13 protein-coding genes and 1 pseudogene are annotated in these 18,362 nt (G+C 71.7%); 6 read left to right on the top strand and 8 right to left on the bottom strand.

Annotated elements, in window-relative coordinates; genetic code table 11:
- Positions 1-50: 50 nt before the first annotated feature.
- Positions 51-269, top strand: a pseudogene (locus ACFY9I_RS10555) (MarR family transcriptional regulator); the annotation flags it as partial.
- Positions 270-399: 130 nt separating this feature from the next.
- On the opposite strand, the gene ACFY9I_RS10550 reads toward ACFY9I_RS10555, so the two are convergent.
- Both ACFY9I_RS10550 and ACFY9I_RS10545 read right to left on the bottom strand, forming a co-directional pair.
- Complete coding sequence (locus tag ACFY9I_RS10550) at positions 400-2,994, bottom strand: bifunctional FO biosynthesis protein CofGH (protein ID WP_390999369.1); 2,595 nt, start codon at positions 2,992-2,994, stop codon at positions 400-402.
- A 251-nt stretch (positions 2,995-3,245) separates the two neighbouring features.
- Positions 3,246-3,614, bottom strand: coding sequence for a hypothetical protein (locus tag ACFY9I_RS10545; RefSeq protein WP_390999366.1), 369 nt, complete (start codon positions 3,612-3,614; stop codon positions 3,246-3,248).
- Positions 3,615-3,777: 163 nt separating this feature from the next.
- Between ACFY9I_RS10545 and ACFY9I_RS10540 the strand changes: the two genes are divergently transcribed.
- The gene (locus tag ACFY9I_RS10540; RefSeq protein WP_390999363.1) at positions 3,778-7,278 is read left to right on the top strand and encodes an NACHT domain-containing protein; all 3,501 of its coding nucleotides are present in this window, start codon (positions 3,778-3,780) and stop codon (positions 7,276-7,278) included.
- A gap of 138 nt (positions 7,279-7,416) precedes the next feature.
- Here the strand turns inward: ACFY9I_RS10540 and ACFY9I_RS10535 are convergent, their stop codons facing one another.
- Complete coding sequence (locus ACFY9I_RS10535; RefSeq protein ID WP_390999361.1) at positions 7,417-8,265, bottom strand: TIGR03619 family F420-dependent LLM class oxidoreductase; 849 nt, start codon at positions 8,263-8,265, stop codon at positions 7,417-7,419.
- 148 nt (positions 8,266-8,413) lie between these two features.
- Entirely contained in the window at positions 8,414-8,623 is a 210-nt protein-coding gene (locus ACFY9I_RS10530; RefSeq protein ID WP_390999358.1) for a hypothetical protein, read from the bottom strand.
- 229 nt (positions 8,624-8,852) lie between these two features.
- Between ACFY9I_RS10530 and ACFY9I_RS10525 the strand changes: the two genes are divergently transcribed.
- Together ACFY9I_RS10525 and ACFY9I_RS10520 are read left to right on the top strand one after the other, a co-directional pair.
- Positions 8,853-10,382 carry a CehA/McbA family metallohydrolase gene (locus ACFY9I_RS10525; protein ID WP_390999355.1) on the top strand — a complete coding sequence of 510 codons (1,530 nt, stop codon included), beginning with the start codon at positions 8,853-8,855 and terminating at the stop codon, positions 10,380-10,382.
- 177 nt (positions 10,383-10,559) lie between these two features.
- Complete coding sequence (locus ACFY9I_RS10520) at positions 10,560-11,390, top strand: SAM-dependent methyltransferase (protein WP_390999352.1); 831 nt, start codon at positions 10,560-10,562, stop codon at positions 11,388-11,390.
- A 116-nt stretch (positions 11,391-11,506) separates the two neighbouring features.
- Here ACFY9I_RS10520 and ACFY9I_RS10515 read toward each other — a convergent pair whose 3' ends face one another.
- Positions 11,507-12,331: an endonuclease/exonuclease/phosphatase family protein gene (locus ACFY9I_RS10515; protein WP_390999349.1), complete on the bottom strand. Its 825-nt coding sequence runs from the start codon at positions 12,329-12,331 to the stop codon at positions 11,507-11,509.
- A 74-nt stretch (positions 12,332-12,405) separates the two neighbouring features.
- Between ACFY9I_RS10515 and ACFY9I_RS10510 the strand changes: the two genes are divergently transcribed.
- Positions 12,406-12,801, top strand: a complete 396-nt coding sequence (locus ACFY9I_RS10510) for a nitroreductase/quinone reductase family protein (RefSeq protein WP_390999346.1) — start codon at positions 12,406-12,408, stop codon at positions 12,799-12,801.
- Between the two features lie 265 nt (positions 12,802-13,066).
- The gene (locus tag ACFY9I_RS10505) at positions 13,067-13,633 is read left to right on the top strand and encodes a hypothetical protein (RefSeq protein ID WP_390999343.1); all 567 of its coding nucleotides are present in this window, start codon (positions 13,067-13,069) and stop codon (positions 13,631-13,633) included.
- A 162-nt stretch (positions 13,634-13,795) separates the two neighbouring features.
- On the opposite strand, the gene ACFY9I_RS10500 is transcribed toward ACFY9I_RS10505, so the two are convergent.
- The 3 genes from ACFY9I_RS10500 to ACFY9I_RS10490 all read right to left on the bottom strand — a co-directional run bounded on the left by ACFY9I_RS10500 (position 13,796) and on the right by ACFY9I_RS10490 (position 18,235).
- The gene (locus tag ACFY9I_RS10500; RefSeq protein ID WP_390999341.1) at positions 13,796-15,268 is read right to left on the bottom strand and encodes an aldehyde dehydrogenase family protein; all 1,473 of its coding nucleotides are present in this window, start codon (positions 15,266-15,268) and stop codon (positions 13,796-13,798) included.
- Positions 15,265-16,995, bottom strand: coding sequence for an amidohydrolase family protein (locus tag ACFY9I_RS10495; RefSeq protein ID WP_390999339.1), 1,731 nt, complete (start codon positions 16,993-16,995; stop codon positions 15,265-15,267). The genes ACFY9I_RS10500 and ACFY9I_RS10495 overlap by 4 nt, the downstream gene beginning before the upstream one ends.
- 121 nt (positions 16,996-17,116) lie before the next feature.
- Entirely contained in the window at positions 17,117-18,235 is a 1,119-nt protein-coding gene (locus ACFY9I_RS10490) for an LLM class flavin-dependent oxidoreductase (protein WP_390999337.1), read from the bottom strand.
- Positions 18,236-18,362 lie beyond the last annotated feature (127 nt).

Below are 18,362 nucleotides of genomic sequence, written 5' to 3'. Positions count from 1 at the left end.
CAACGTACAACGCCTTCCGGAAGAACTGACGTCCGAGCCCACAGAGGTCGGCGGAAGCCGAGGTGCTCCTGGAGCGAGGTTGGCTGACCCGTGACGCGGATGAGCGGCTGTAGCTCACCGAGGAGGGGGAACGGGCCCGCGTCGCCCTGGCCCGAAACGCGCCCGAGATCCGCGCCGCCCTCCACGAGGGCATCGACGACGCGGACTACGTCACCACGGTGAAGGTGCTCCAGCGGCTGATCCGCAACGCGGGCGGGACGGTCGCCTGACAGGCCGGGGCCGGGCGGCGCGCCCGTGCCCCGGGCGGCGGCCCCGTGCCCGCCGACCCGTGCCCGCCGACCCGTGCCCGCCGACCCGTGCCCGCCGACCCGTGCCCGCCGACCCGTGCCCGCCGGCCCGTCAGTCCACCACCGGCAGCAGCTCCGGCAGATGCCCGTCCGAGGCGACGGCCGCCCGCAGCCGTTCCTCCGGGACCTCGCCGTACAGCGTGGTGCGCGCCCTGGCGGGCCGGCCGGCCGCGTCGGCGACGGCGATCAGGTCCCGCACGGTCTTGTAGGAGCCGTACGACGAGCCCGCCATGCGGGAGATCGTCTCCTCCATGAGGGTGCCGCCGACGTCGTTGGCGCCGGAGCGGAGCATCTCGGCGGCGCCGTCCGTGCCGAGCTTGACCCAGCTCGTCTGGATGTTGGGGATCCACGGGTGCAGCAGGAGGCGGGCCATCGCCGTCACCGCCCTGTTGTCGCGCATGGAGGGGCCCGGCCGGGAGATACCGGCCAGGTACACCGGCGCGTTGGTGTGGATGAAGGGCAGGGTCACGAACTCCGTGAAGCCGCCCGTGCGTTGCTGGATGCCGGCCAGGGTGCGCAGGTGGCCGAGCCAGTGGCGGGGCTGGTCGACGTGGCCGTACATCATCGTCGAGGAGGAGCGGATGCCGAGCTCGTGGGCGGTCGTCACCACCTCGATCCAGGTCGCCGTCGGCAGCTTGCCCTTGGTGAGGACCCAGCGGACGTCGTCGTCCAGGATCTCCGCCGCCGTGCCGGGGATGGAGTCCAGCCCCGCTTCCTTCGCGGCCGACAGCCACTCGCGGATCGGCATCCCGGTGCGGGTCGCGCCGTTCACCACCTCCATCGGGGAGAAAGCGTGGACGTGCATACCGGGGACGCGTTCCTTCACCGCCCGCGCGATGTCGAAGTACGCCGTGCCCGGCAGGTCGGGGTGGATGCCGCCCTGCATGCAGACCTCGACCGCGCCGATGTCCCAGGCCTGCTGGGCGCGGTCGGCGACCTGGTCGAGGGAGAGCGTGTACGCGTCGGCGTCCGTGCGGCGCTGCGCGAAGGCGCAGAAGCGGCAGCCGGTGTAGCAGACGTTGGTGAAGTTGATGTTCCGGGTGACGATGTAGGTGACGTCGTCGCCGACCGCCGACCTGCGGACGTCGTCCGCGATCCGGGTGAGTGCGTCCAGCGCCGGTCCGTCCGCGTGCAGCAGGGCGAGGGCCTCGGCGTCCGTCAGCTTCGTCGGGTCGTCGGCCGCCGTCGCCAGCGCCGTCCGGACGTCCGTGTCGATGCGCTCGGGGGCCATGCCCGGCGCCGCCGCCTCGCGCAGGGCGCCCCAGTCGCCGTAGACGGAGTCGAAGTCCTCGCGGCGGTCGCCGGTACGGCCCTCGGTGTCGATGGAGGCGTGCAGATCCGTCCGGCCGGCGGCGACGAAGACCTCCTCGGGCTCCTGCCACGGGTGCCCCTCGACGACCGCGTCCGGCAGCGCGAGGCCCGTCCGGGGGTCCGCGAGGGCCCGCACGTGGGGCAGGAGCCGCGGGTCGAGCCACGGCTCACCGCGCGTCACGAACTCCGGGTACACGCACAGGCGTTCGCGCAGCTCGAACCCGGCGGCGCGGGACCGCTCGGTGAGTTCCTCGATCTGCGGCCAGGGGCGCTCGGGGTTCACATGGTCGATGGTGAGCGGCGACACTCCGCCCCAGTCGTCGATCCCGGCGCCGATCAGCCGCTCGTACTCGCTGTCGACGAGGTTCGGCGGGGCCTGGACGCAGCCGGCCGGGCCCATGATGTGCCGGGCGACGGCCACCGTGGCGACCAGTTCGTCCAGTTCGGCGTCCGGCATGCCGCGCATCGCGGTGTCCGGCTTGGCTCGGAAGTTCTGGATGATCAGTTCCTGGATGCCGTGGTAGGCGCGGGACACCTTCCGGAGGGCGAAGAGGGACTCCGCGCGTTCCTCGTACGTCTCGCCGATGCCGATGAGGACACCGCTGGTGAAGGGGACGGAGGAACGGCCGGCGTCCTCCAGGACCCGGAGCCGGACCGCCGGTTCCTTGTCGGGGGAGCCGTGGTGCGGGCCGCCCGGCTCGGACCACAGGCGGGTGGCGGTGGTCTCCAGCATCATCCCCATGGAGGGGGCCACCGGCTTGAGCCGCTGGAAGTCCGTCCACGACATCACGCCCGGGTTGAGGTGCGGAAGCAGACCCGTCTCCTCCAGGATGCGGATGGAGATGGCCCGGACGTACGCGATCGTGTCGTCGTACCCGTGCGCGTCGAGCCACTCGCGCGCCTGAGGCCAGCGGTCCTCCGGCTTGTCGCCGAGCGTGATCAGCGCTTCCTTGCAGCCGAGCGCGGCGCCTTTGCGGGCCACGTCCAGCACCTCGTCCGGTGACATGAACATTCCGTGCCCGGCCCGGCGCAGCTTGCCCGGCACGGTGACGAAGGTGCAGTAGTGGCACTTGTCCCGGCACAGCCGGGTCAGCGGGATGAAGACGCTCTTCGAGTACGTGATGACTCCGGGGCGGCCCGCCTCCGCCAGGCCCACGTCCCGCACGCGCGCCGCCGACGCCGCCAGGTCCTCCAGCGCCGCGCCGCGTGCCTGCAACAGCACCGCGGCCTCGTTCACGTCGAGCGCCACACCGTCCCGGGCGCGTTTGAGCGCACGCCGCATGGAGTTCTCGGTCGGGCCGGTGGAGCCGTTTCCAGAGGTCGCGGAAGTCGTCATCCGTCGAGCATACGAGCGAGGTGAGCAGGGCGGACAAGCCACGTCCGCGTCGCTCGGCCCGCGGTTCGCCACTTCGCCACTTCGCCACTTCGCCACACGGCGTCCCAAGAAGCGCGGTGCGCGGCCGTCCGTCCTGATCCCGCTGTCACGGTCGACGGACCTCGACGCACCTCGACGCACCTCGACGGACCGGTCGTCCTGTCGCCCGGCGCCGGGTACATGCCCGTTCGCCGCCCCTGTCCCAGCTCCCGCTACCGCGCCGGTCCGCCGTAGTGGATGTCTCCCTGGAAGTGATGCCCTTGGACGACCACGCTCTGCGTCCCGCCGCTGACGGTGTTGTGGGCCACCCCGGGGGCGGTCACGTCGTCGACGCTGCGACGCCAGGCGGCCAGGGCCCCGGCGAAGTCCGGATCACGCTCCGCGCTCCGGTTCAGCAGATCGGCCAGCCTTCGGGCCCGCTCCGCGCTGAGCGGGGCCTCGGCCGCAAGCTCCCACGTGTCCTGTCCGTCCGTCTGACGGCTGGCGACCAACTCCCGCAGCCGGGCCCAGACCTGTTCACCCGCCGGGCCCGCGGTCCCGTCGGCGAAAGCCACCAGCAGTCCGGCTGTGATCGGCTTCACGCATACCCACCAAGTCTTTGCGACGGCGCATGTCCGAACCGAGTTTAGGGCGCCAGGAGCATCCGTAGGCCCCCAACTTCCCATCCCCGACCGGTGTATGTTGCCGTGCACTCGCCCGGCGACCGCTCATGAGGTCCCGGCAAGGTCTTCGCACGAGGAACAGATGGCCGACGAGGCAGCACGGCAGAACACGACCGGGGAAGCGTCGGAGGGGCAACCGCTGCCACCGGCCGTGCACAACACGTACCAGGGGGACGCCGACGTCGTCGTACAGACGCATTCGTTCGTCGGTGACATCGTGCATCCCGGCGCGGGAGCCAACCCCTGGCCGGCGCTCCTGTCCTACGCCGTCACCCTCGTCCTGTCCGCTGCCGCCTGGCTGTGCGGCCTGTTCGCCCTGGACCAGCTGAGCAGCGGGACTCCGTCCGCGGTGACCTGGGCCCTGACGGCGGGAGCGCTGATCTGCCTCTACGCGGCGGGCCTCGGGCTGCGCAGGGGGAGACGGCGCTGGCGGTCGTACCGCGCGGCCGGTGAACGGCAGCGCCTGCGCGAGGCAGCCACTCTGCTCGCCGACACGACCGCCGCCGGCTGGAAGAAGGAGGAGCAGGCCCGGAGGCTCTACGACCCGAAGGCCCTGCCCGTGCGCTGGCACAACGGCGACCCCTCGCTGCACGACCCGTGGCCGGTCATCCACGACAAGGTGGAGAACCGGCCGATCCCGCTCGGTGGACAGTTCGCCGACATCCTGCAGATCTTCCACAGCGTGCCCTCCCAGCGACTCGTGGTGCTGGGCGGCCCCGGATCCGGCAAGTCCATCCTGGCCACCCGCTTCGTCCTGGACCAGCTCGGGAGCCGCAGCCCGACCGACCGGGTCGCCATGCTCCTGCCGCTGTCCTCCTGGGACACCCGGACCAGCTTCCTCGACTGGGTGGCGAGCCGGGTCCGCCTGGCCTGCCCCCAGGTCGCCGACCTCGGCGGTACGGACATGTCGGTCCCGCTCCGCGACAGCGGCCGGCTCCTCCTGGTCCTCGACGGGCTCGACGAGTTGCCCGCCACCGCCCGTCCCCGGGTGATCGAGGCCCTCAACCACCTGCGCGGTGGCGCGTCAGGCACCGTTCTGCTGACCAGCCGGCAGGCGGAGTACCAGGCCGCGCTGAAGGCGGCCGGGACCAAGCTGCGGGCCGCCGCCGTGGTCGAACTCGAGCCCCTCGACGCGACGGACCTGCGGAACTTCCTTCCCCTGACCGTCGACGAAGGCAAGGACACCGCCGCCGTCGCCGGCCTTGTCGACGCGCCCGTCATCGACGTGACCGACACCCCGGCCACCGACGACGGAGGCGCCGCCGCGCCCACCACCCACACGGCCGACCACGCGACCGTCCCCGACGGAACCGACGGAACCGGCGCCGCCGCGCCCACCACCGGCGCGGCCGGGTCCAAATGGCAGCCGCTTCTCGACGCGCTCCCCGACTCCGGCACGGACGCCGCACCCGACCCGCACGGCACCATGCTGAGCCAGGCGCTGGCCACCCCGCTGATGGTCGCTCTCGCCCGCGCCGCCTACAGCGACACGGACGCGTCGCCCTCCGAACTCCTCGATCCCGAGGACTTTCCCGACGCCGAGACCGTCGAGCACCACCTCCTCGACCGGTTCGTCACCGCCGTCTTCCGCACCCCGCCCGGCGCCGACGCCACCACCGGAGTGCCGGCCCCGCGCTGGACGGCCGCCCAGGCGGAACAGTGGCTGACCGCGCTGGCGCTGCGTCTGCAGCACCTCGGGCTGCGGGAGATCACCTGGTGGCGGCTGAGCCCCGGCGTACCCGGGGCGGCCCGGGCGGGGCTGGAGGCGTTTGCGCTCGCGCTCACCCTCGCCGTCACCGGCTGGCTGGTGTTCGGCCAACCGCCCCGGCCGCAGGAACCGCCACCGCCGTATGTCCTGGCCATCCAGGCCGTGGTCTGTGCCATCGCGCTGCTCAGCAGGCCGTTCGGCGCCGCGGACGCCGGGACCGCTCCACGCCGCGTCGTCGTACGCGGGCGGTTACGGGCCTTCTTCACCCAGGCCGCGATCGCGACCGCGGCCGTTCTGCCGCTCGGTGTGCCCCTGGGGGTCACCCCCGCGATCCTGGTCGTCCTGCCGCTGCTCTTCGCGCTGCGCAAGTTCGTCGACCACGCCGTCGATGTCTCCGAGGCCGGCAGCCCCCGGGCGCTGCTGCTCGCCGACCGCCGGGCGCTGATCCTCCTCGCGCCCGTCTACGCCCTGCGTGGCAAGGACACCGACCCTCGCCGCCCCTGGCTGCTGGTCTGGGCGGCCCTCGGACCCGTGATCGTCGTGACCGCCTGGAACCACACCGGCGGCCGGGACGCGGTCGGCCCGCTCATCTGGTGGATCAGCGGCCTGGGTTCGCTCATGGCACTCGCCCTGCTCGGCGTCGCCGCCTCGGCGTGGTGGGGCTTCACGGCCACCCGCACCGCCCTCGCCGTCACCGGCACACTGCCGTGGGCGCTCGGGGCCTTCCTGGAGGACGCGCACGCGCGGGGCGTACTGCGTCAGTCGGGCGGCGTATACGAGTTCCGTCACGCCCGCCTACAGGAGCGTCTGGCCGGTGGCGCGTTCACGGCACCCGCCGAGCCGCATCGCTCTCGTCTTCCCCCGACCACCGTCAACACGGCCGCCCTGCCCCTGGCCCTGGGCGCCCTCCTCGTCACGAGCTTCACCCCGGGGGCGGCCGGCCCGTACTCCATGGCGAGCCTGTACTGCCCGAGCCTGGACCTGCCCAGCGGCTACGCGGCGGCCCTGGACGACACGCGCGAGGCGGAGCTGTACGGATGCTCCTGGAGCGGCGAGACGACCTCGGAGGAAGCACCCCTGCTGAAGGCGGGGTCCTTCTGGGGTCCACCGATCTACGACCACGGATACGTCGGCTATTACCTCCTCTCGGTCGATGTCAACGTCATGCGTCCGCAGATGTCGCGCAGCGCGGTGGAGGTGGCTTCCAAGCTGTACGACGAGTACCGCAAGGATCTCGGCGCGCCGACGGACACACCGGGCCTGGGCGAGGAGGCCGCCACCGCGTCGCTGTCCAAGGTGCAGGTCGTCACCCGGACGGGGAACGTCGTGATCTCGACGCAGGTCGTCGACACGCGGACGAAATGCCAGGCGTCCAGGGAGTCCGTAGCGCTCGCGCACACCGCTGAGACCCTGCGCGAGCTGGGACTTGACGAGGACGCCGACCCGCCGCTGGGCGAGACGGGACCGGCCGACTGCGGGGCTCCCGCGGACCCCGAGGCCACGCCTCCGCCCGAGACGCCGGAGCCGACCCCCACGCCGGAGCCCTCCCCGACCCCCACCGAGGAGAAGCCCGACCCGCCGACGGAGCTGAAGATCGACGACGACGAGGCGGAGCTGACCCACACGTGCCGGGGCGGCACGGTGGAGATCACCGGCGACGATGTCGTCGTCATGCTGCTCGGCCACTGCGGAAAGGTGTCCCTGCTGGGCAGCCGCGGCCGAGTCACCGCGCAGAACACCGACTCCGTGCTCCTCGGCGGCGATCTGAACATGATCTGGTGCGTCGAACCCCCCACCGAGATCGACACCTACCCGGCCTTCGAGTACGACTGGTACGCCAGCACGGACCTCAACTGCGACCCCGAGGACGAGTGACCGGCGGGGCGGACGGCACCCGGGCTCCCCACAGGTATCGGCTCCCCACAGCCCATCGGCTCCCGCAGGCCGTCGACTCCCGCAGGCCGTCGACTCCCACAGCCCGTCGGCTCCCACGGGCTACCGACTCCCAAGGAACTACGACAGATACGCGCCGTATTCGTCCAGCAGCCCCAGCACCTCCGCCTCCCCCGCCGGAGGCAACTGCACCACGGCCTCCTCCACGCCCAACTCCGCGTAGTAGGCCAGCTTCCCCGCACTCGGCTGCACCGCGTACGGCACCACCTGCAGCGCCCCCGGATCGCGCCCCGCGTCCGCCCAGGCCGTCCGCAGCAACGGCAGGGCCTCGCCCAGGCCCCGCCCGCCGATCGGCAGCCATCCGTCCGCGTACTCGGCGATGTGCGCGAACAGCTTCGGCCCGGCGGCCCCGCCGATCAGAGTGCGCGGGCCCACCACCGGTCCCCTCGCTTTCTGCACCGGCTTCGGGTACGCGGAACTCGCCCGCACACTCCCGAACTCCCCCTCGTACGCGGTCGGCTCCTCCGCCCACAGCGCCCGCATCAACGCCATCCGGTCCCGCACCAGCTCACGCCGCGTACGCCACTCGACCCCGTGGTCGGCGGCCTCCTCCACGTTCCAGCCGTAGCCGACGCCGAGGGTGAGGCGCCCGCCGGACAGGTGGTCGACGGTCGCGATCTGCTTCGCGAGGTCGATCGGGTCGTGCTGCGCGACGAGCGTGATGCCCGTGCCGAGCCCCAGCCGCTCGGTCACGGCGGCGGCCTGGCCGAGCGCGACGAAGGGGTCGAGGGTGCGGCCGTACTCGCGCGGCAGCTCGCCACCGGCCGGGTACGGCGTCGTCCGCTCGACCGGGATGTGCGTGTGCTCGGGGAGGTAGAGCCCCGCGAAGCCGCGTTGCTCCAGCTCGCGGGCGAGCCGGGTCGGAGTGATCGTCTCGTCGGTGAGGAAGACCGTCACGGAGATGCGCATGCGTCATCTGTAGCCGTTCACGCGAGGGATGTCCATACCGACCGGTCGGCACCTCGTGGCGGTGGCGGTGGCGGTGGTGGCGGTGGTGGTGGTGATGATGATGATGATGCGGGGCGGTGACGCCGGGCGCACTTGCGCGCATCGGACCTCAGTGGAGGGCCAGCCACCCGACGCCGACGACACCTATGACACCGGCGGCGATCGCGGCGACGGTGGGACTCCTGTCGCGCACCATGACCCAGACCGTCGCGGCGGTCACGAGCACGGCGAGCGTGCCGACCAAGCCACGTATCGGCCCCTGGCTGTACCCGTATGTGCCGAAGTGGGCCTTGAGCCACAACAGCCAGGCAATCCTCACGCGCCCCCCGTTCACACCTGTCCGGTATCCGGACAGTATCTCAGTCATGACGGAGTGGCGGCCATGTCCGGCACGGCGTGAGTCAGCCAAGTGGAAAGCCGTCGACTCCCCTCTCTTGCGCGGCAGTTCACCACCGCATACGAAGGTGGCACACACACCACGAACCACCCACGCACCACCCACGCACCACCCGAGCCATGTCACTCACGGCGACCTGGGGAGCAGCAGCATGTGCGACGACCGCCACGGTGAGGGGAACGGACCGGGAAGGCGCGCGCTGTTCGTGACGTCGGCGGCGGCCGCGCTTACGTTGGGAAGCGTGACCTTCGGAACGAGCGGCGCCGAGGCCGCGGACGGCGAGCGGGAGACGAGGACCATCCGGGGGACCCTCCCCACCGGCTCCCCCGATTTCGTGTACCTGCCGGTCGAAGTGCCAGCCAGGGTACGGGAGTTGCGGGTCTCGTACGGCTACGACAGACCGACCGTCCCGGCCGGCACCCTGGGCAACGCGCTCGACATCGGTGTCTTCGACGAGCGTGGCACCGACCTCGGCGGCAAGGGCTTCCGGGGCTGGTCGGGCGGCGCCCGCACGGAGTTCTTCATCCGGGCGGACGAGGCGACGCCCGGCTACCTCCCGGGTCCGATCCGCCCCGGCACCTGGCACATCGCGCTGGGCCCGTACACGGTGGCGCCGAAAGGGCTGCCGTACGAGATCACGATCACCCTCACCTACGGCAGGCCGGGGACCCCGGTGAAGCCGGTGTACCCGCCGGAGCGGGCCAAGGGAAGGGGCCGGGCCTGGTACCGGGGCGACTGCCACCTGCACTCCTGGTACTCCGACGGCCGCCGTACGCCCGCCGAACTGGCGGCGCTGGCGCGGGCCGCGGGCCTGGACTTCATCAACAGCTCCGAGCACAACACGCAGTCGGCGCACGCTCATTGGGCCGAGCACGCGGGAGATGACCTCCTCGTCCTGCTCGGTGAGGAGGTCACCACCCGCAACGGCCATGTGGTCGCCCTCGGCATCGACCCGGGGACGTTCGTCGACTGGCGCTACCGGGCCCGGGACAACCGGTTCGGCAAGTACGCCCGCCAGATCCGCCGCGCCGGGGGCCTGGTCGTCCCGGCCCACCCGCACGCCACCTGCATCGGCTGCAACTGGAAGTTCGGCTTCGGCGAGGCGGACGCGGTGGAGGTCTGGAACGGCGCGTACTCGCCGGAGGACGAGGTGGCACTCGCCGACTGGGACGGCATGCTCGTGGCCTCCGTACGGGAGGGCCGCGACTGGATCCCGGCGATGGGCAACAGCGACGCCCACCGCGACCCCGACCCCGTCGGCCGCCCCCAGACGGTCGTCCTCGCCGACGACCTGACCCGGGAGGCCGTCCAGGAGGGGTTGCGGGCCGGCCGCTCCTACGTCGCCGAGTCCAAGGACGTCTCCGTCTCCTTCACGGCGTCCGGGGCGCGCGGCGAGCACGCGGGCATCGGTGAACGGCTGAAGGTGGACAGCGACACCCCGGTCACCGTCCGGCTGGAGGCGACGGGCTCCCCGGGCTGCACCATCCGCTTCGTCACCGACCAGGGCGTCCTCTTCACCTCCGCCGCGCTCCCGGAGTCCGGCACGGGCGCGGCCGAGTGGCGTACGACGGCCTCGTACGCGGCGTACGTACGCGCCGAGGTCCGCCGGCCGCCGGTGATCCCGGGGTTCCCGGGCCCGATGGCGGCCTTCACCAACCCGATCTTCCTCGGGCGGCGGTAGTCGGTGATTGCAGCCAGCGGGAAGATCCGAAAACGGTAGGGGGAACCCGCGTACGAAACACCCCTGTTGGGCTTTAGGTTTGGCTCGACACAACACGTGCGTCCGCAGGTCCGTATGTACGTCCGTATGGACGTCCGCACCGGTGACGCACCTTGCACGGTGGAGGAGACGGCGCCCATGACCGATCACGCGACCACGCCCGACCCGGCGGCGGCCACGGCGGCGAAGGAGAAGGTCGACACTTCGGTGCCCGCCTCCGCCCGCATCTGGAACTACTGGCTGGGCGGCAAGGACAACTACCCGGTGGACGAGGCGGCCGGCGACGCGTACGCCGGCGCCTTCCCCGGCATCGTGACCATCGCCCGCAGCAGCCGCGCGTACCTGCGGCGCAGCATCCGGCATCTGGTGGAGGTGGAGGGCGTACGGCAGTTCCTGGACGTCGGCACCGGGCTGCCCACGGCGGACAACACCCACCAGGTCGCCCAGCGCAGCGCGCCGGAGGCGCGGATCGTCTACGTCGACAACGACCCCATGGTCCTCGCCCACGCCCGCGCCCTGCTCTACTCCGCGCCCGAGGGGGCCACGGCGTACGTCGACGCCAGCCTCTACGAGCCGGAGCGCATCCTGGAGGCCGCCGCCAGGACGCTGGACCTGAGCCGCCCCACCGCCCTGATCCTCAGCGGCATCCTGGGCCACGTCGCCGAGTACGACGAGGCCCGCGACATCGTTCGCCGCCTCCTCGCCGGCCTGCCCTCCGGCAGCTACCTCAACATCAACGAGGGTTCCCGGGGCACCGACCCCGAGTACGAGCGCGCCCAGGACGCCTACAACGAGACCGGTGCCGTCCCGTACTTCCTCCGCCCCGTCGACCAGATCACCGGCTACTTCGACGGCCTCGACCTGATCGACCCCGGCATCGTCTCCGTACCGCTGTGGCGCCCGGACGGCACGGAGGACGGCGAGCCGAAGCCGATCGGGCAGCACGGAGGGCTGGGCCGGAAGCGGTAGCCCTGCGGAGCGGAGCGGAGCGGGGCGGAGCGGGGCGGAGCGGGGCGGAGCGGGGCGGGGCGGGGCGGGGCGAAGCAGGGAGCCGCCCCCGCTCCCCCGCCCGCTTGCCCGCAGCCCTAGCCCCCGTATCCGTCCGTCAGTTCGGCGACGACGGCGGTGTGGTCGGACGGCCAGACGCCGTCGACGGGGGCGTCACCGGCCCGCCACACGCGCCGGACGTGCCCGGGTTCACCGCGCCCGGTCGGCGCCACGTGGATGTAGTCGACCCGTACGCTCGGTCCGAAGGTGCCGGCGACGTACGGGTTGGCCAGGTCCCAGGTCGCGGAGGGCGCTGCCGGATCGGCGTACTCCCAGGCGTCGATGAGCACCTGCCCGGGGACGACCGGTGCCGTCCGGTAGCCGCCCAGCAGCCGGATCTCGTCCGAGTCCGGCCAGGCGTTGAAGTCCCCGGTGACGACGGGCGGATGAGCGGCGGCGCCCCGGTGCCGGGCGATGAACTCCGCGAGCACGGTGACCTGCCGGCAGCGCAGGGCGGAGGCGTCGGTCGCGGAGCTGAGGTGGGTGGTGAAGAAGGGGACGGGGGAGCTGGGCGCGTCGAGGAGCGCGTACAGCGCGCCGCGCCCGCTGTCGCCCTCGCCCGTCGGCAGCCCGATGGCCTCCCGCTCCAGCACGGGCCACCGGCTGAGCACGGCGGCACCGATCCCGACGCTGCTGTCCCCGATGCGCCGCTGCCAGTTCCCCGGATCGCCGTACGCGCCCCAGGCCCAGTGCATCCCGAGCTCCGCGGCGAGCCACCCGGCCAGATTCTCCCCGCCCTGTTCCCAGACCTCCTGCAATCCGACCACGTCGGGCCGCAGTTCACGCAGCGCCCCGAGGATCGCCTTCTGGCGCTCCTGCCACGGCCCGAACCGCCACCACAGATTCCACGTCACGACCCGCACCGGCCAGCCACCGCCTTTGCCCTGTACCCGATCCTGTGACCCGTACCTCCCACGTCCCGAGGAGATCCACGCCGATGTCCCGCCATACGGACCCCAAACAGCGCATCGTCACGTCCTTCCAACGCCACGTGGCCAACCCGGTCCTGCGCCGCGTACCCCTCCAGACCGTCCTGGAGACCACCGGCCGCACCTCCGGCCTCCCCCGCCGCACCCCCGTCGGCGGCCGACGCGTCGGTGACGCGTTCTGGCTGGTCTCCGAGTACGGCGAGAAGTCCCACTACATCCGCAACATCAAGGCAGACCCTTCGGTGCGGGTCCGCATCCGGGGCCGCTGGCACGAAGGCACCGCCCATCTCCTCCCGGACGACGACCCGGTGGCCCGTCTGCGCACCCTGCCCCGCATGAACAGCGCGGCGGTACGGGTGCTGGGGTCGCAGCTGTTGACGGTGCGGGTGGACCTGCGCGACTGATACCGACGGCCCACGCGCGCCGGACAGCGGCACCCGACCGGTCAGGACGCCGGTGGCCGGCGCGCCAAGAACACGAACTCTCTCCCGGGGCGGTCGCAAGCGTCCCGTACGTCCACCGCGGCTCCGTCGGGCCACACGGTCATGACGTCGGCCCAACCTCAGATATTGCTCTGAACCCACGTCTCCGCCTTGTTGCCGCTCTCGGCCGGGTGTCACGATCACGACCTCGCTCGCGATCAACGGGGCCTACCGACGGGGGTCGTTCATGTCGTACGCAGCACGCACGTCACCTCGCACACTCGCCGCCCTGACACTGCTGTCGACGGCGGTCCTCCTCTCCACCACCGCCTGCTCGTCGAGCGGTGACGCCGGGGTGGACGAGCGGCCCGTACGAGCGGCCGAGCCGAGCCCGGCGAAGGCGAAGGCGACTCCGGCGGCGGACTCCGACGAGGCCGAGGTCGCCGCCAACGCCGCGAAAGTGACCGTGGGCCGTGCCCCGAAGCTGACCATGGGCGACGAGGTCGTCCTGCGTCAGGACGCGTCCCGGGGCAACGCGTCGCTGGAGTTCGGCAAGGCGGAGAAGGACGACGGCAAGACCCTGACCATCGAGGTGGAATGCGAGGGCAAGGGCCGGATCGAGGTCGTCCTCCGTCCCCTCGGCGCCTCCTTCCCCATGGACTGCGTCGACGGCGAAGTGACCGGCATCACCAACCAGTTCACCGCTGAGGGAGCGGCCCGCGCGGGCACCGTCTCCGTCACCGCCCTCTCGAACGTCCACTGGTCCCTGTCGGTCGGTCGCGGCGAGCCGACGGAGCAGAACCTCGACGGATAGGCCTCGCCTGTACGTGGCGGAGTACGACATCGGCCAGCTCGCCGGGGCGGCTCTCGCCTCCTCGGGGCGGTCGACGAACGCGTCATGGAAGCCGTCGACATCGGGCTCCGTGCCGTCTTCGATCTGTAGGCCGGCACCGCCGACCCGTGCGGTGCGCCCGCGTCACCCCGGCCACACGATCGCCTGCGTCTCGCTGTAGGCGTGGAGCGCGTACGACCCCACATCCCGCCCCACGCCGCTCTTCTTGAAGCCGCCGAAGGGGGCCTCCATGTTGCGGCCGACCGTGTTGACGCCCACGCCTCCCGCCCTCAGTCGGCGGGCGACGCGGAACGCTCGGGCCACGTCGCCGGACCAGACGTAGTCGATGAGGCCGTAGTCGGTGGCGTCGGCGAGGGCGACGGCCTCGTCCTCGTCGTCGTCGAAGGGGAGGACGACGACGACCGGGCCGAAGATCTCCTCGCGGACGACCCGCATGTCAGGGGTGCAGTCGGCGAGCAGGGTCGGTGCGATGTAGAAGCCCCGCTCGTACGGCGGGCGTTCGCCACCGGCCACCACCTTCGCCCCCTCCTTGCGGCCCAGTTCCACGTACGCCTCGACGCGGTCCCGATGGGCCGCCGAGATCACAGGCCCGACCACCGTGCCCGGCTCACGCGGGTCGCCGACCGGCAAGCGGGCGGCGTAGGCGGCGAGTTGGGTGACCAGCCGGTCGTAGACGCCGCGCTGTGCGATCACCCGCGTCGGTGCCGTGCAGATCTGCCCGCTGTAGAAGGTGAAGGTGGTGGCGATGCCGGCCACCGCCGCGCCCAGGTCCGCGTCGTCGAAGACGATCGCCGCGCCCTTCCCGCCCAGCTCCATCAGCTGGCGCTTCATCCCGCGCCCGCACACCTCCCCGATCCGCTGTCCGACCGCCGTCGAGCCGGTGAAGCTCACCATGTCGACGTCCGGTGAGTCCACGGCGGCCTCACCGACCTCCGCCCCCGACCCGCTCACCACGTTCACCACACCCGGCGGAACACCGGCGGCCTCCAATGCCTCCGCCATGCGGTACACGGAGAGCGGGTCCTGCGGCGCCGGCTTCACGACCACCGTGTTGCCCATGGCGAGCGCTGGGGCGATCTTGCCGGCCGGATTGGCCCAGGGGTTGTTGTACGAGGTGACGCAGGTGACCACGCCGACGGGCTGGCGCACGGCCAGGGCACCCATCACGGCCGCCCTGCCGAAGGGTCCCGCCTCGTTGATCTGCGGGGCGATCGGCTCCTCCACCGGTTCCACACGGGCGTACCGCTGGAAACGGGCAGCCCCCACCCCCACCTGCATCCCCCGGGCCGTCCCGGTCGTCGCGCCGGTCTCGGCCTGCGCGAGTTCGGCGTACGGGACGAGGTGGCGTCGTATGTGGTCCGCCGTACGGGCCAGGACGGCCGCCCGCTCGGCCGCCGGGGTCCGTGACCACGGGCCGAAGGCCTCGCGTGCGGCGGTGGCGGCCGCGTGCACCTGTGCCCGTGAGGCCTCCGGAGCCCACCCGACGACGTCCTCGGTCGCCGGGTCGATCACCTCGTAGTGCCCGCCGTCGGGCTCCACCCAGGAGCCCCCGACGAACAACCGCTGCCGCCCCTGCCCGGCTCCCGCGGCACTCACCTCGTACTCACCGTCCGCGTGTCCCGCCCGCTCCGCAGCACCTTCCCGGGCACGGCCCCGGTCACCACGTCGTCGCGGATCACCTCCACGCCGTTGACCCAGACGGCCCGTACGCCGATCGCCTTGGAGTCCAGGCGCGGGCTGTCGCCCGGCAGGTCGTGCACCAGCGTGGCCTTGCCGGCGTCGACGCGCTCCGGGTCGAAGAGGACGAGGTCCGCATGCCAGCCCTCCCGGACCTGGCCCCGTTCCCGCAGGCCGAAGAGGCGCGCCGGGTCGTCGGTCAGCATCTTCACCGCCTGCTCCAGCCCGACCAGTTTCCGGCCGCGCAGACAGTCGCCGATGAACCGGGTGGTGTAGGGGGCGCCGCACATCCGGTCCAGATGGGCGCCCGCGTCCGAGCCGCCGAGGAGGACGTCCTCGTGCCGCCAGGTCTCGACGCGCAGGGCCCAGGAGTCGGGGTCGTTGTCGGTGGGCATGGGCCACAGCACCGTACGGAGGTCGTCGGCGGCGCAGATCTCCACCAGGCACTCGAACGGTTCCTGCCCGCGCTCCGCCGCGATGTCCCTGACCACCATCCCGGTCAGGCCCTCGTTCGCCTCGCTGTACGTGTCGCCGATGACGTACCGCCCGAAGTCGGCGAGCCGCCGGAAGACGCCCGCCTCCTTCGAGTCCGCCCGGCGCAGCATCTCCGCCCGCACCTCGGGGTCGCGGAGGCGCTCGATCCGCTCGGGCACCGGCAGTCCCAGGATCGGCCCCCACCCGGGGATCAGGTTCAGCGCGCAGAACGTGCCCAGCGACATGTTCATCGGGGTGAGGATCGGCATGGTCAGGGCCACCACCCGGCCCCCGGCCTTCCGCGCCCGCTCACTCGCCTCCAGCTGCCTCGGTACGCGTTCGGGGACGGCCGAGTCGATGGTCAGCACGTTCCAGTTGAGGGGACGCCCGGCCGCCGCGCTCATCTCGACGAAAAGGTCGATCTCGTCGTCGCTGAACTGGTCCAGGCATCCGGCGACGATCGCCTCGATCTGGGTCCCCTCGTGCTCGCCCACCGCCCGCGACAGCGCGATCAGTTCGGCGGGCCGCGCATGGCGGGACGCGACCGGCTGCCCGTCGCCGTCGCCGTGCGTCGACGACTGCGTGGTGGACAGCCCCCACGCCCCCGCGTCCATCGCCTCGTGGAACAGCCGCAGCATCGCGTCCAGTTGCTCGGCACTCGGCTGCCCGCCGATCGCGTCCGGCCCCATGACGTACCGCCGCAGCGCGCAGTGCCCCACCATGAACCCGGCGTTGACCGCGATCCGCCCCTCCAGCGCGTCCAGGTACTCGCCGAACCCGCTCCAGTTCCAGGGCGCCCCCTCCTCCAGCGCGACCAGTGACATCCCCTCGACCTTGGACATCATCCGTCGCGTGTAGTCCGCGTCCTCGGGACGGTCGGGATGGAGCGGCGCGAGCGTGAACCCGCAGTTGCCGCCCGCCACCGTCGTCACCCCATGGTTGAGGGACGGCGTCGCGTACGGATCCCAGAACAGCTGGGCGTCGTAGTGGGTGTGGGGGTCGACGAAGCCGGGGGCGAGGACGAGCCCGGCCGCGTCCTCGGAGGTCCGGGCCTCCTCGGTGACCTCACCGATCACGGCGATCCGACCGTCACGGATGCCTACGTCCGCTGTGTACGCGGGGGCACCTGTCCCATCGACGACGGTCGCACCCCTGATGACGTGGTCGAGCATGACGAACACCTCCTGGCCCGCTCCGGGCGCTCGTAGGAATGCGGCTGCGGTCGGACGTCTTCAGGGGCGCGGGGAACTGCGCGACCGGCCCCACGCGCACCCGCAGGCCGCCTTACACACCTCAGGCAGCCCCTCGGAACCGCGAAGTCCGATGCACAGGATCCGTGTCGATCTTCGGAATCACGTGCTCCCCCACGAGCCGGATCGTCTGCAGCGTCTCCTCCTTCGGCACCCCCACCGGCAACCCGAAGCTCAACTGATCCGCCCCTGCCTGCTCCCACCGCTTGCACTGCGTGAGCACCTCGTCCGGGTCCCCGCAGATCAACAGCTCCTCGGAGATGAGCAGTTCGATGAACTCCTCGTCGTACGGGGGCAACGTCTCCGGCCAGACGGGGAACCCCTCCGGCCGGGGGAACGTGTCGTGGTACCGGAAGACGAGCGACGGCAGATAGTGCAGCCCGCCGTTCACCGCGATCCGCACCGCCTCGTCGTGCGTGGGCGCGCAGATCGCGGTCGTCGTCACCATCACGTTGTCGTTGACGAAGTCCCCGATCGGCTCGGCGTCGACGATCGCCGTCTTGTACTTCTCCAGTACCCACTCCATGTCGGAGACCTTCTGCACGCTGAAGCCCAGCACGCCGAGCCCCTTGCGGGCGGCCATCGAGTACGACGGCGGCGACCCGGCGGCGTACCACATCGCGGGGTGCGACTTCCCGTACGGCTTGGGCAGGATCTTGCGCGGCGGCAGGGACCAGTGCTTGCCCTGGAAGCCGACGTACTCCTCCTGGAGCCACATCTTGGGGAACTCGGCGATGGTCTCTTCCCAGATCTCCTTGGTGTAGTTCATGTCGGTCACCCCGGGGATGAAGCCGAGGATCTCGTGCGAGCCGGCCCCGCGCCCACTGCCGAACTCGAAGCGCCCCTCGGTGAGATGGTCGAGCATGGCGACCTTCTCGGCGACCTTGACCGGGTGGTTGACCTGGGCGAGCGGGTTGAAGATGCCGGACCCCAGATGGATCCGCTCGGTCGCGTGCGCCAGGTACCCCAGGAACACCTCGTTGGCGGACAGGTGCGAGTACTCCTCCAGGAAGTGGTGCTCGGAGGCCCACGCGTACTTGAAGCCGGACTTGTCCGCCTGGATGACGTACTCGGTCTCCTCCATCAGCGCCTTGTGCTCCGCGAGCGGGTCGGTCTCGGCCCGCTTGCCCACGTATCCCTGTACAAAGAGCCCGAATTCCAAGGAGGTTCACCGTCCTCAGCGATACCCGGCAGGCTTATCTGACTATGTGTCAGATCTCGGTACGGCCGACTGTTCCACCGGCCTCGTGGAGCGTCAATAGGTGACGAGACGTCAGATCTGGCGGGCG

Origin of the sequence: Streptomyces sp. NPDC012510 (assembly GCF_042955065.1) — a bacterium.
In the GTDB taxonomy this organism is placed as follows: Bacteria; Actinomycetota; Actinomycetes; order Streptomycetales; family Streptomycetaceae; genus Streptomyces.
The sequence above is the reverse complement of the archived record's forward strand: the minus strand, read 5'-3'. Positions and strand labels throughout refer to the sequence as shown.